The sequence below is a fragment of the Nonomuraea sp. NPDC052116 genome (assembly GCF_040680035.1).
GTDB classification, from domain to species: Bacteria; Actinomycetota; Actinomycetes; order Streptosporangiales; family Streptosporangiaceae; genus Nonomuraea; species Nonomuraea angiospora_A.
Window position 1 is genome coordinate 1 of the sequence record NZ_JBFAWA010000045.1, and the last position, 12,558, is coordinate 12,558.

At 71.4% G+C, this 12,558-nt stretch carries 11 protein-coding genes; 4 read left to right on the forward strand and 7 right to left on the reverse strand.

The annotated features are described in order from the left end of the window. On the forward strand, positions 1 to 321 hold a 321-nt coding region (locus AB0L65_RS53550; protein ID WP_364263618.1), incomplete at its 5' end, for a TCP-1/cpn60 chaperonin family protein. A gap of 145 nt (positions 322 to 466) precedes the next feature. Continuing rightward, complete coding sequence (locus tag AB0L65_RS53555) at positions 467 to 706, forward strand: hypothetical protein (RefSeq protein WP_364263621.1); 240 nt, start codon at positions 467 to 469, stop codon at positions 704 to 706. 136 nt (positions 707 to 842) lie between these two features. Here AB0L65_RS53555 and AB0L65_RS53560 read toward each other — a convergent pair whose 3' ends face one another. Together AB0L65_RS53560 and AB0L65_RS53565 are read right to left on the reverse strand one after the other, a co-directional pair. Beyond that, positions 843 to 1,373 carry a YbhB/YbcL family Raf kinase inhibitor-like protein gene (locus AB0L65_RS53560; RefSeq protein ID WP_364263624.1) on the reverse strand — a complete coding sequence of 177 codons (531 nt, stop codon included), beginning with the start codon at positions 1,371 to 1,373 and terminating at the stop codon, positions 843 to 845. 64 nt (positions 1,374 to 1,437) lie between these two features. Continuing rightward, entirely contained in the window at positions 1,438 to 3,438 is a 2,001-nt protein-coding gene (locus tag AB0L65_RS53565; protein WP_364263627.1) for an AAA family ATPase, read from the reverse strand. Positions 3,439 to 3,943: 505 nt separating this feature from the next. Here AB0L65_RS53565 and AB0L65_RS53570 point away from each other — a divergent pair. Then, the gene (locus AB0L65_RS53570; protein WP_350738530.1) at positions 3,944 to 4,279 is read left to right on the forward strand and encodes a hypothetical protein; all 336 of its coding nucleotides are present in this window, start codon (positions 3,944 to 3,946) and stop codon (positions 4,277 to 4,279) included. A gap of 218 nt (positions 4,280 to 4,497) precedes the next feature. On the opposite strand, the gene AB0L65_RS53575 is transcribed toward AB0L65_RS53570, so the two are convergent. The 4 genes from AB0L65_RS53575 to AB0L65_RS53590 all read right to left on the reverse strand — a co-directional run bounded on the left by AB0L65_RS53575 (position 4,498) and on the right by AB0L65_RS53590 (position 8,202). Beyond that, positions 4,498 to 6,144 carry a DNA repair helicase XPB gene (locus AB0L65_RS53575; protein ID WP_364263630.1) on the reverse strand — a complete coding sequence of 549 codons (1,647 nt, stop codon included), beginning with the start codon at positions 6,142 to 6,144 and terminating at the stop codon, positions 4,498 to 4,500. 136 nt (positions 6,145 to 6,280) lie between these two features. Next, positions 6,281 to 6,631 carry a hypothetical protein gene (locus AB0L65_RS53580; RefSeq protein WP_364263633.1) on the reverse strand — a complete coding sequence of 117 codons (351 nt, stop codon included), beginning with the start codon at positions 6,629 to 6,631 and terminating at the stop codon, positions 6,281 to 6,283. A gap of 93 nt (positions 6,632 to 6,724) precedes the next feature. Further along, on the reverse strand, positions 6,725 to 7,828 hold the full coding sequence (locus AB0L65_RS53585; protein ID WP_364263636.1) for an AMP-binding protein: 1,104 nt from the start codon (positions 7,826 to 7,828) through the stop codon (positions 6,725 to 6,727). Further along, on the reverse strand, positions 7,783 to 8,202 hold the full coding sequence (locus AB0L65_RS53590) for an AMP-binding protein (protein WP_364263639.1): 420 nt from the start codon (positions 8,200 to 8,202) through the stop codon (positions 7,783 to 7,785). The genes AB0L65_RS53585 and AB0L65_RS53590 overlap by 46 nt, the downstream gene beginning before the upstream one ends. A 351-nt stretch (positions 8,203 to 8,553) precedes the next feature. Between AB0L65_RS53590 and AB0L65_RS53595 the strand changes: the two genes are divergently transcribed. Further along, the gene (locus AB0L65_RS53595) at positions 8,554 to 9,981 is read left to right on the forward strand and encodes a hypothetical protein (protein ID WP_364263642.1); all 1,428 of its coding nucleotides are present in this window, start codon (positions 8,554 to 8,556) and stop codon (positions 9,979 to 9,981) included. Positions 9,982 to 10,115: 134 nt separating this feature from the next. Here the strand turns inward: AB0L65_RS53595 and AB0L65_RS53600 are convergent, their stop codons facing one another. Then, entirely contained in the window at positions 10,116 to 12,530 is a 2,415-nt protein-coding gene (locus AB0L65_RS53600) for a helicase-associated domain-containing protein (RefSeq protein ID WP_364263645.1), read from the reverse strand. Positions 12,531 to 12,558: the final 28 nt, after the last annotated feature.

Sequence of the window (12,558 nt, forward strand, 5' to 3'; positions counted from 1 at the left end):
GCCACGGGTGCGGCGATCGTGCGCAAGGCTCTGGAGGAGCCGCTGAAGCAGATCGCGGTCAACGCCGGCCTCGAGGGCGGCGTCGTGGTGGAGCGCGTTCGCAACCTCACCCCGGGTGAGGGCCTGAACGCCGCTTCCGGCGAGTACGTCAACATGTTCGAGGCGGGCATCCTCGACCCGGCCAAGGTGACGCGCTCGGCGCTGCAGAACGCCGCCTCCATCGCGGCGCTCTTCCTCACCACCGAGGCCGTCATCGCCGAGAAGCCCGAGAAGAACGCTGCTGCTCCGGCCATGCCGGGCGGCGGCGACATGGACTTCTAGGTCTTTTCTTCGCTGTTCATAACAAGGGCGGCCCGGTTTTCCGGGTCGCTCTTGTTTTCGTTTATCAGCCATTACGTTTCATAATTGATCCGCTACTCCGAGTGAGGAAAGGTGGTGATCACACACCTCAACGAAGGAGTAGAGGATGCTTTCCCGCAGCAAGCGTATTTTCGGCATCGCCATTCTGAGCGCGGCCGCCGCGGCCGCCTTCGCCGTCCCTGCCCATGCGTCCAGCACCCCGGTCATCACCGGTGCGCTCATGAAGGTGGTGCAGGCGCCGCTCTGCCTGACCACGGGGACGCTGGCCGGCGACTCCAAGCTGGGAGTCCCGCTCGTCGAGGAGCTGCTGCCGCAGCTCGGGGCCTCTTGCGCAGTGTTCGCCTGACGCCTGCCGCGCTCTCGGTCTCTCGGACGCCCTGCCCTTCGCGGTGGGGCGTCTCCCTTTTTCCGGCCCGCGGGCCGTCTCCCTCTTTCGCGCCTGCCGCACCGCCCTCCGGAGGGCGGTGCGGCCGTGGGCGCGGTCAGGTGCTGTAGGTCGGGACGACGTGGCCGCGGGCCAGGGTGTTGGCGGTGATGTTGAAGCCCACCACCGCCGGGCTGGCGTCGCCGTCCACGCCCAGCTTGTCGACCCCGAGGGCGTGCACCGTGAAGACGTAGCGGTGCGGGGTGCCGGGGGGCGGGGCCGCGCCGCCGAACTCCTTGGTGCCGTAGTCGTTGCGGGCGTGGACCGCCCCCGCGGGCAGGCCCTTGAACTCCGGGCCGGTGCCCGCGCCCGCCGGCAGCTCCGTCACCGAGGCCGGGAGGTCGAACAGCACCCAGTGCCAGAAGCCGCTGCCCGTGGGGGCGTCGGGGTCATAGCAGGTGACGGCGTAGCTGCGGGTCCCGGCGGGCGCGCCGGACCAGCGGAGGTGCGGCGACTGGTTACCGCCCTTCATGCCCCAGTCGTTGAAGACGTGGAGGTCGTTCAGCCGCTCGCCGTCCTGGATGTCGTCGCTCTCGACCACGAGCGCGGGAACCGACGGCAGGTGTTCATGTGGAAGCGGTGCTGGCACGGCATCCTCCTAGGTTGAGAGCTCCTTGCCCAGCCATCCTAGAAGCGGCCGTGCCCGCCGACGATCAGCCCGTCAGCTCGGCCGGCAGCGGCTTGTCGTGCAGGACCGTCAGGGACGTCACCGCACGGGTCAGCACCACGTACAGCCTGGCCAGGCCCCTGGGTTCGGCCGCGACGATGTCCGCGGGCTCCACGACGATGACGTGGTCGTACTCCAGACCCTTGGCCAGGGTCGCGGGCACGATCAGGAGGCGGTGCTCCTCGTCCGAGTCGGGGCCGAGCACGGCGTGGGAGAGGTCGGCCAGCGCGCGGGAGACGTCGGCGACCAGGGCGTCCGGGACGATGACGCCGATGGAGCCCTCCCTGGTGAGGACCTCCGCGGCGGCCTCCGCGAGCGAGCCGCCGGGGCGTACCGCGAGCGAGCCGAGGCCGGGGCGCAGCGACCGCGGCGCGGCCAGGTCGGGGGCGATGGAGGGGAGCAGCCGGGCGGCGTAGTCGAGGACCTCCCGCGGCACGCGGAAGCCGAGCGTCAGCTCCGTCACCTCGCCTTCGCGCTGGCCCAGGTGCTGGAGCACCGACTCCCACGAGCTGGTCGACCACGGGGTCGTGCCCTGGGCCAGGTCGCCGAGGACGGTGGCCGAGCCGTTGCGGCAGCGGCGGCCGAGCGCTCGCAGCTGCATCTCGGAGAGGTCCTGGGCCTCATCCACCACGAGGTGGCCCAGGGACGGGGTGCGCTCCATGAAGTCGCGCAGCTCGTCCAGGAGCGCGGCGTCCGCGGCGGACCATTTCGCGGACTTCCAGCTCCGGTACGGCTTCCGCCATATAAGCATTTCCAGCTCATCCGGCGACAAATCGGATTTAGCGGCCTTTGTCAGGAATTCTGGGTCGGAGAGGAGGCGATAAAGGACTTGCTCCGGCGTTAGTTTGGGCCAGACCGTATCAACGAGCTGTTTCACCGGTTTCGACCTGGCGACGGCGTCCTGCACCCGGTCGTCGGGCGATTCGCCGCGCTGCTCCATTCGTACGAGCACCATGTGGGCCAGTCGCTGCGCGAGTGCCGCCCGGCCGGGGTTGTAGCGCGTGGTGCCGCGCAAGGAGGCCACGATCTCGCGTACCTCGTAGTCCGCCACCCGGTAGCGGTAGGCGCCCTTGGAGAAGACCACGCCGTCCTCGGGCTTGACGATGTGCAGCCAGAGCGCGCGTTCGAGCACCGCCGCCATCCTGGCGTCGCCCTTCAGCGCCGCCACCATCGGGTCCTCTTCGGCGGCGTACTCGCCGAGCAGCCCGCCCACCGTGGTCTGGTCGACCTTGACCTCGCCGAGCGCGGGGAGCACCGAGGAGATGTACGACAGGAAGGCGCGGTTCGGGCCGACGATCATCACGCCCGCCCTGGCGAGCCGCTCGCGGTGCGTGTACAGGAGATACGCGGCCCGGTGCAGGCCCACGGCGGTCTTCCCGGTGCCGGGGGCACCCTGGACGCACACCGTCTGGGCCAGGGTGGATCGGACGATCTCGTCCTGGTCCGGCTGGATGGTGGCGACGATGTCACGCATCGGGCCGGTGCGCGGGCGCTCGATCTCGTCGGTGAGGATCTGCGACGGGCCGATCTCGCCGCCCTCGCCCAGCGGCTCGTCCTCGAACGCGGTCAGCGCGCCGCCGTGGTATCCGAAGCGGCGCCTCCGTACGACTCCCATGGGGTCGGCGGGGCTGGCCTGGTAGAACGCCTGGGACACCGGCGCGCGCCAGTCGATGACCAGGGGCTTGCTGCCGCCGTCGTGCACGTGGCGGCGGCCCACGTAGATCGTGCCGGGGAGGTCGTCACCCGCCTGCCGGTCGAGGCGGCCGAAGAACAACGGGGTGTCGGGGTGGTCGGCCAGCGCGGCCACGCGCTGGTCGAGGAGGGACTGGAGGATCTGCTGCGACACCCAGTCACCCGCCGCGTCCGCGGACAGCGACTGGGCGTGGGCGCGCATCGCCTTGAGCGCGGCCCTGGACTCGGCCAGGTGAGCCTGCTCGGAGGCCAGTACGTCGGAGGGTATGTCGGGGGCCAATTGGTGTCCGGGCATGCGAAAGCGCCTCCCTGGGTCGGAAACGAAGGTGGTAAGGCAGCGAATCGGCCAGTCTAATGGCGACGCGGGGCGGCCTCCAAAGCATTTACCCCGCCGACCACCTACGCGCCGCCCCCGCCCACCGGCTCCACCCAGCCACCCACCGTCCTCGTCGGTCGCCCGCCGTCCCCGCGCGGTCGGCTTGTCGTCCCCGTCGGTCGCCCGCCGCTGCTCTCAGCCTCGGCGTCCACCCGCCGTCGTCGGCGCGGCCCCTCGGGGGTCGGCGCGGCGGCGGGTCGGGCGGGCGGTCATGAGGGTGAGGGGCGGGGCCGATGAGCGTCGCGTCTGCTCACCCGGCCCGGGTCGGCAACCGGCGCGGCGGGGGAGGGATGCCCGGTGGGGCGGAACGGCGTCGCGCTGCGCCGGGCAAGCGCAGCGGTGGGGTGATGATCGGAGGGTGACGGCGGCAGTGGGGTGATGATCGGGGCGAGTAGCGGTCTGCGGGGAGGGGTAGGGACAGGTGATGGCGCGGATTCAGCTGCGTTTTTCGCCGATCATTCCCACGATCGCCAGTTTCCTGCTCGCCGCCCTCTGGGCGTTGTCCGTCTTCGCGGGCTGGGGGTCGGAGGCGTTCTGCCAAGGCGGCGAGTCCGCTTCGACCTGCTCCCAGCGTCTTGGTACGGTCTCCACGGTGTCTGGGCTGTTCGCCGCGCTCGCCGCCTGCTGCACGGCGGCCGCCTGGCTCATCCCGTGGTCCAGGCAGGACCCGCGCACGTTCGGGCGGGTCATGGGCGCGGGAGTGGGCGCCTGGGTCGTCGCGGAGGGTGTGTTGTTCCTCGGCGGCCTGATGGCGCGGTAGGACGCCCCCGCCGCCTCGAAGCTTCTTATCGGTAACAACCGGGAAATACCGAAAAATTCGGGCATATCAGGTGCGTTTGTCGGATCATGGGGGTATGTCGGAGGCGGCGTGATAGTACGCAGGTGAGGGGGGTGGTTCGATTGTCTTCGGCCCGCGGAGTTTCGTGGACGTGACAGCACGCTGAACATGCCTGGCCGCTCGAGACGAGCGGCCGGGCGTCACACCTCGCCGTGCACGTCGTCGGCGTCGATGATCTGGTACGCGTACCCCTGCTCGGCCAGGAACCGCTGCCGGTGCGCGGCGAACTCCTGGTCCACCGTGTCCCTGCTGACCACCGTGTAGAACCGGGCGCCCCCGCCGTCGGCCTTGGGCCGCAGCACCCGGCCGAGCCGCTGGGCCTCCTCCTGGCGTGAGCCGAACGTGCCCGACACCTGGATCGCGATCGCGGCCTCCGGCAGGTCGATGGAGAAGTTCGCCACCTTGGACACCACCAGCACCTGGATCTCCTTGTCGCGGAAGGCCTGGTAGAGCCGCTCCCGCTCCTTGACCCTGGTCTCGCCCTTGATGACCGGCGCGTTGAGGTGCTCGCCGAGCTCGTCGAGCTGGTCGATGTACTGGCCGATGACCAGCACCTGCTCGCCCAGATGGCGGCGGACCAGCGCCTCGGTGACGTGGGTCTTGGACGGCGTGGTGGCGCAGAAGCGGTAGCGCTCCTCGGACTCGGCCATCGCGTACGCCAGCCGCTCCTCGTCCGTCAGCGTGACGCGTACCTCCACGCAGTCGGCGGGGGCGATCCAGCCCTGGTTCTCCATCTCCTTCCAGGGCGCGTCGTACCGCTTGGGACCGATCAGCGAGAACACGTCGCCCTCGCGCCCGTCCTCGCGCACCAGCGTCGCGGTCAGCCCCACCCGCCGGCGGGCCTGGAGGTCGGCGGTCATCCGGAAGATCGGCGCGGGCAGCAGGTGCACCTCGTCGTAGACGATCAGGCCCCAGTCGCGGGCGTCGAACAGCTCCAGGTGCGAGTAGACGCCCTTCCGCCTGGTGGTCATCACCTGGTACGTGGCGATGGTGACCGGGCGGATCTCCTTCTTCGAGCCGGAGTATTCGCCGATCTCGTCCTCGGTCAGCGACGTGCGCTTGATCAGCTCGGTCTTCCACTGGTGGGCCGAGACCGTGTTCGTGACGAGGATGAGCGTGGTGGCCTGCGCGTGGGCCATGGCGGCCGCGCCGACGATGGTCTTGCCCGCGCCACACGGCAGCACGACCACACCGGAGCCGCCGTGCCAGAACGCGTCCGCCGCCTCCTGCTGGTACGGCCGCAGCGCCCAGCCCTCCTGCAGCAGCTCGATCGGGTGGTGCTCGCCGTCCACGTAGCCGGCCAGGTCCTCCGCCGGCCAGCCCAGCTTGAGCAGGGCCTGCTTGACGTTGCCGCGGTCGCTCGGGTGGACGATGACCGAGTCGGCGCCGAGCCGCTCGCCCAGCATCGGCTGGATCTTCTTGGAGCGCAGCACCTCCTCCAGCACCGCCCGGTCGGTGGAGGTCAGGACCAGGCCGTTGACCGGGTCCTTCTCCAGCCGCAGCCGGCCGTACCTGGCCATCGTCTCGGCGATGTCCACGAGCAGGGCGTGCGGCACGGGGTAGCGGCTGAAGCCGATCAGCGCGTCGATGACCTGCTCGGCGTCGTGTCCGGCGGCGCGGGCGTTCCACAGGGCCAGGGGGGTGACGCGGTAGGTGTGCACGTGTTCGGGAGCTCGTTCGAGCTCGGCGAACGGCGCGATCGCCTTACGGCAGTCGTTCGCTCGTTCGTGGTCGACCTCGAGCAGCAGTGTCTTGTCCGACTGGACGATCAGCGGTCCATCGCTCACTGGCTTTTCTCCGTGGGGTTCCGTACGGGGCCTCGCGCAACAGGACCATCGTCTCCCGATCCTGGCTCTCCCGCTCCGAGACTCCAACAACCCGCGCGCCCGGATTAGTCCTCGGGCGGGCCAAGAGCCGCGGCGGTCAGTCGTCGAGATAGCCGGACAGGCCCAGGAAAAGGATGATGCCGGCGCTGAGCACGAAGCCGAGCCCGAACATGATCCAGCTCCAGATCACCATCGTGCGGGCGGTCTGCGGCTCCGTGCGGCCCTTGCCGAGCGCCAGGCCGGCCAGGATCGCGCCGGGCAGGCCGAGGAGGTTGCAGCACCCGACGAGCGCGAGGAGGTTGAGCACGAGGGAGACGATCGCGTTGGCGCTGGGCCCGTCGTCGCGCCGCGGCGGGGGATAACCGTAGCCGTACGGCGGCGGCTGCTGCTCGCCGTAGGGGGCGCCATAAGGCTGGTACGGGTAGCCCGACGGATCTTCCTGGCTCATGTTCACCTCCAGACACGTCAACACTTATCACGGAAAGGAGGCGCGTCTGACCGCGCTGTGAGATCCCACCATGGATCGCCGGGCCGAAGGCGGTCAGTCGAGGCGGGCCCGCAGTGCCTTGCGATCGAGCTTGAGCACGCTCGTCACCGGCACCGAGTCCACGAACCTCACCTCGCGCGGGTACTTCACCCGCCCCACGCGCTCGCGGGCCCACTCGATCAGCTCCTCGGCCGTCACCGTCGCGTCCTGCCTGAGCTGGACGAACGCCACGACCTCCTCGCCGATCCGCGGCTCCGGGCGGCCCACGACGCCCGAGACCACCACGTCGGGGTGGCGGTTGAGGGCGTCCTCGACGTCGCGGGGGAACACGTTGAAGCCGCCCCGGATGATCAGGTCCTTCTTCCTGTCCACGACGTAGAGGTAGCCGTCGTCGTCCACGCAGCCGATGTCGCCGGTGCACAGTTCCCTTCCGATCAGCGCGGTGCCCTCGGGGTCGGGCTCGTGCTCGCCCCAGTAGCCGAGCATCAGCGCCTCGCCCGAGACGCAGATCTCGCCGACGTCCCCGGCCTCCAGCTCCTCGCCCTCGCCGTCGCGGATGGCGATCGTGTAGCCGGGCAGCGGGAGGCCGACGCTGCCGGCCTTGCGCCTGCCCGGCGGGTTGAACGTGGTGACCGCGCTGGTCTCGGTCAGTCCGTACCCCTCGAGGATCTGCACGCCCGGCACCCTGCGCTCGAACTCCTCCAGCACGTCCCTGCCGAGCGGCGCCGCGCCGCAGGTGAGGAAGGACAGGTCGGGCAGCGGGTGCGACTCCAGCGGTTCGGCGAGGAGCAGCTGGATCATGGAGGGTACGACGGTGCCGTACTGGACGTGCTGCTCGGCGGCCAGCGCGAGGAACGTCTTCGGCTCGAACCAGCGCATCAGCACCGCCTGCTGCGGCTCCGTCGCGTGCATCGAGGCGATCGAGATGATCAGCCCGTACGCGTGCGAGAGCGGCACCGGCACCAAAGCACGATTTTTCCCTTCTTGGTGGGACATGTCCCAGACGTCCTTGGCCACCCGCCAGAGGCCGCCGTGGCTCAGCATGACGCCCTTGGCCCGGCCCGTGGTGCCGCCGGTGTACATCAGAGCGGCCAGATCGCCGGGGTCCCTGGTCACCGGGCCGCGTTCGGGAGCCCGTTCCAGCTCGGCCGTGTCCACAAAAATAGGGATATCGACGGCGGTGCCCGTACGGTATCCACCAGTTCGGGCGAGGTGACGATCGCGGACGCGCCGCTGTCGAGCAGGATGTGCCGCAGCTCGTCGGCGCCCACCAGGAACACGGCCGGAGTGACCACCGCGCCCGCCGCCCACAGCGCCTGGTAGATCAGCGGCACCTCGGGGGAGTTCGCCATCATCACGACCACCCGGTCGCCGGGCCCGATCCCGCCCTCGGCGAACCCGCCGCACATCCGGCGCGCCCGTTCGGCGAGCGTGTGGCTGCGGTGCCAGACGCCCTCGTAGAACGTCGCGTCGTGATCGTCGAAGCGGCCCCAGGACTCCTCGGCCAACTGGCCCAGCGTTTGCTCGGTCACATGCCCAACCTGATGCGATCGTGGTCACGCCGTCAACCCTTGACTAGTCATGGTGGGCGGGGCCGAGTTGACCGGTAAATGACAACATATCTCCCTCTATAGTCGTTCGTGTTTTCTTGTGGGCCTAGATCGTGTAATGGTGGAAGATCTAGGGGCCATGGGGCCTGCCGAGGCAAGGGAAGTCATGATCGACATGTCCACGTCAAGCGGCCCCGAACGCGAACGTCACGCGAAAGGCCAGGTCAGGGTGGCTTTGGTGACGCTCTGCGAGCTCTTCGTAGTAAAAGAAGAAACTTGTTAGGCGTAGTTATTTTCTGTAGAAAACTTTCCAGTCAACCCTGAGGTGAATTCGTGACCGAAACGCCTGAATCGGGCGAGATCGACCTCGATGACATAACGCTCGGCCAGAGCTTCTTAACGGTGTACGAGCACCTGCGGCCGTTCGCCGCGCCGGTCACCAGGGACCTGAAGCGACGGGACGCCGACGCGCTCCTGCGCTCCTACCTGGAGCCCGGCTGCTTCCCCGAGGCCGTACGCCGGCTCAGCGTCCGCCACCTGCTCGTCCTCGTGGGCGAGGAGGAGACGGGCAAGCGACTGGGCGCCATCGCCCTGCTCTCCCGGATGTCCCTGGCCGAGAGCACGATCACCGTGCTGTCGCCCGCCGGCAGTGCCGCCGACCTGCTGTCCAGGACCGAGTACGAGCCGGGGCGGGCGTACCTGCTGCACGACTGGATCGCCGAGAGCACCGACAGGATCGAGCTGCTCAACCTGGCGCGCAAGCTGGCCGAGCTGGGCTCGTACCTGGTCATCACCCGGAACGGCGTCCCCTCCCAGGCGGCCGAGGTGGAGCAGCCGTGGGGCGTGCCGGAGCCGGGGGAGCTGTTCGACCTGTGCCTCAGGGCGTACGGACTGCGCGCGGGCCACAGCCCCGAGGAGCTCACCCGGGCCCGTGACCTGGCGCTGACCCTGCCGACGCCGGCCGAGGTCGTGCGCCTGGCCGGGCGGCTGGTGGGGGACGACGAGCCCTCGGGGGAGGACGTGGCGGCCTGGTTCGACACCAAGCCGCTGCTGCACGAGGTGCGGGAGGTGGCCGCGCTCGCGTTCCTGCATGGGGTGGGCGGGCCGGTGTTCGAGCGGCAGTTCGCCAGGCTTGAGAGGATCTGCCAGGCGCAGGAGCGGCGGGTGCCGCGCGTGTCCCATCCGCTGGTCGCCCATGAGGAGGGCCGCGTCGAGTTCCGGGTGCCGCACCACCGTGGGCAGGTGCTCGCGGAGCTGGTCGGGCGGTATGGGTTCTGGCTGTGGCAGCCGCTGCGCGAGTGGGTGCGGTCGCTGGCCTGGGAGGGGGCCGACGTCCGGACGCGGGCCGCGGAGGGGGTGGCGTTGCTGGCGGCGTACTCGCTGAAGGACGCGCAGCTGGAGTTCCTGGACGTGTGGGCGCGGGGCGGGAACGCGGAGCGGCTGGCGGCGGGGGACGCGCTGTCGTACATGTGCGCCGACGACACGCTCGCCACCGAGGCGCTCAGGATCGCGCTCGCCTGGACGGCCGATCCGCTGGACCCGCGGGCCACGGCGGCGGCCGTGGCGCTGGGCGGCGGGCTGTCCATGCGGTATCCGGCCGACGCGGTGCGGCGGTTGCGGCGGCTGGAATCCGGCGGCGGGCCCTCGGCGGGTGTGGCGGGACGGGCGTCGGCGCTGCTGGCCGAGCACGCGGGCCGGTGCCACGACGCCCGGGCCCGGACGGTCACCGCGCTGTCCGCGCCCCTCGCCACGGACGCCTGACCCCGCCCCGATGACGCTCGCCGGGGCCGCGGGACCCCGGCGAGCCCCCGCACACCGGAACCCCGCGCATCGAGACCTCAACGCTCCGGAGACCCCCGCGCGCCGGGACCTCGGCGCGCGGCGGAGGGTGGGGGTCAGAGGCCGGCGACGCCGGTGATGCGGTGGAGGGCGAAGCGGTGGACGGCGGCCCGGGTCTCGTCGTAGGCGGTCAGGTAGCCGCCCTCCATCCGAGCCGGCTCCAGGATGCGCGAGGTCGCGTTCCCCTGCGAGTCGAGGTACCCGATCCACACGCGTACCCCCTGCTTGATCGCCTCCTGCAGGGCCGAGATCGTGGCCGTCGCGGGCCCGCGCGGCACCTGCCCGCCCGGCGCGTCCACGGGCTCGCGCCGCGCCAGGTGCGCCGCGTCACCGGCCCGCAGCGCGCGCACGGCCGCCGTCGCCACCCCCGGGTCCAGGCCGTTGGGCGACGCCACGGCGCGGACGGGGGCCAGCCCCTCGGTACGGCGGCTGTCGAGCTGCGAGATGATCACGTCGCCGTCGAGCGACTCGGCGACGGGCGCGTACCCCATGGCACGCAGCGAGTCGACCAGCGCCGCCCTGGACGAGCGGGAGGCGATCACGGTGGGGGCCAGCCTGCGCAGCCGCAGCGCGGTGGAGCGCCGGTCGGCGGTGATCTGGTCGAGCAGCGCCGGGTCGTCGCACCGGATGTACGCGCTGGCCGTGCCCACCCGGATGCGCCCGTGGCGCCTGGCCACGTCGGTCACCAGGTACGACAGCGCCTGCGGCACCGGCGTGGCCGAGTGGCGGGTCAACATCGACACCAGCTCCTCGCCCCCGTGCCCCGCGTCGAGCGCCCGCCGGATCGAGCTCTCGCTGAACCGGTAGACGGTGGCCCCACCCTTCGACTCCACGTCGGCGGTGAGCGTCATCCAGCGGTTGAGCTCGCTCGTCAGCGGCCCCGGCGCGACGGCGGTGAGGTCGGCCTGGAGCAGCACGTGATCGACGGGCTCCGGCAGCAGCGGCGCGAGCACCTCCGCGGGCTCGCCGCCTTCGAGCAGCGCCCGCCCATGGGCCGACAGCGCGCCCAGTCCCGTCACGCCGACCTGCTCGGCCTCCCGCAGCGCGAACTCGGTGAGCTGCTCGCGCAGCGGCCCCCGGCGGCGCGGCTGCTCCCACGCCAGGCGTTCGAGGACCGAGTCGCGCGAAGGTGCGAGGCCGGGCGCGGCCGCGAGCACGCCCAGCGTGGCCGCCCTGACCCCGGGCGCGGAGGAGCGGCGCAGGTCGGTGTGCAGGGCGTTGAACGGCCTGTCCCGATCGTCCCGGTCACCGACCAGGCCGGGCACGCGGTCCATGTGCAGCCAGGTGAGCGCGAGGGTGACCCACCGGTCGGCGGTCGCCCTGACCCGCCAGAGGTCGTAGCCGGAGGTCGGCAGCCACTCGCCGTCCACGCCGCCGCCCGCCGCGATCAGCCCGGCCGCGTGCGCCACCTCGATGACCAGCGCCGCAGCCCACTCGGGCAGGTCCAGCTCGCTCGTGGCGCGCTTGAGGTCGCGCACGCCCAGGCCGCCGGTACGCAGCACGCCGGGCGGCTCGACGCTCCACCGCTCGCACAGCTCCTCGACCGACCTGACGAACGCGAACGCCTGCCCGGCCGCCGTACGATCGGCCAGCTTCCGGTCGCGCGCCGTCCCTTCGAGCGGCGGCGGGAGGGCCAGCAGGCCGCGGTGCACCCGTCCGCCACGCAGGTAGAGGCCGACCTCGCGGGGCAGGGTCACGCTCTCCTCGCCGGTGGCCGCCAGCAGCCCTCTGGCCAGCAGCTCCTCGATGGGCGAACGGGCGGAGGCCACGCTCACCTCACGCCTGGCGTTGGGCACGCGCCCGGTCGGCGGCCCCCAGGCGAGCTGGTCGAGCGCGCCCCTGGCCTCGGGTGAGACGGACCCGACCAGGGCGGCGGGCTCCGCCAGCGCGGCCGCCAGCCGTTCCTTGCCCGAGCCCTCGGTGCCCGGCGCGACCTCGTCGGCCATCTCGTCGAGCTGTTCGGGCGCGTGATGCCGGAACGCGTCGACCGCCTTCGGTCCGAGCCCGGCCGGGTCCTCGAGCACCTTGCGCACGCCGGGCCCCAGGTCGAGCGCGTCGTCGGGCCCGTAGACCAGCGCCAGCTCGAACAGCCGGTCCAGCGCGGCCGACAGCGCGGGCTCGGCGCCGCGCGCCCCGCTCCCCGTGCCGCGCGCCCCGCTCCCCGTGCCGCGCGCCCCGCTCTTGGCGTCGCGCGCCCCGCTCTCCGCCGCATCGCCCGCCAGGGCCGCGGCCACGAGCTCGCGCAGCCGCTCCCTGGGCATCGGCCCGTCCCGTACGGCCAGCGTCTCGACGACGGCCAGCGTGAAACGGTCGAGCCGGTCGAGCACCCTGGCGATCGCCGACGGGCTGCCCGCCCGCGACGCCAGGCCTTCCAGATGCGCGGGCACCGGAGTGATCAGCTCGGGCCGCGCGGAGACGAGCGCCCGCAGCTGTTCGTCGGTGCGCCCCCTGATCCACTCCGTGAACTCCATCGTTGCCATGGTATGTCCCACCTGATTG

Excerpts from the sequence above, each read along its gene's own strand:
- AB0L65_RS53555 (WP_364263621.1), top strand. The coding sequence starts at position 467 with ATGCTTTCCCGCAGCAAGCGTATTTTCGGCATCGCCATTCTGAGCGCG.
- AB0L65_RS53565 (WP_364263627.1), bottom strand. The coding sequence starts at position 3,438 with ATGCCCGGACACCAATTGGCCCCCGACATACCCTCCGACGTACTGGCC.
- AB0L65_RS53570 (WP_350738530.1), top strand. The coding sequence starts at position 3,944 with ATGGCGCGGATTCAGCTGCGTTTTTCGCCGATCATTCCCACGATCGCC.
- AB0L65_RS53580 (WP_364263633.1), bottom strand. The coding sequence starts at position 6,631 with ATGAGCCAGGAAGATCCGTCGGGCTACCCGTACCAGCCTTATGGCGCC.
- AB0L65_RS53600 (WP_364263645.1), bottom strand. The coding sequence starts at position 12,530 with ATGGAGTTCACGGAGTGGATCAGGGGGCGCACCGACGAACAGCTGCGG.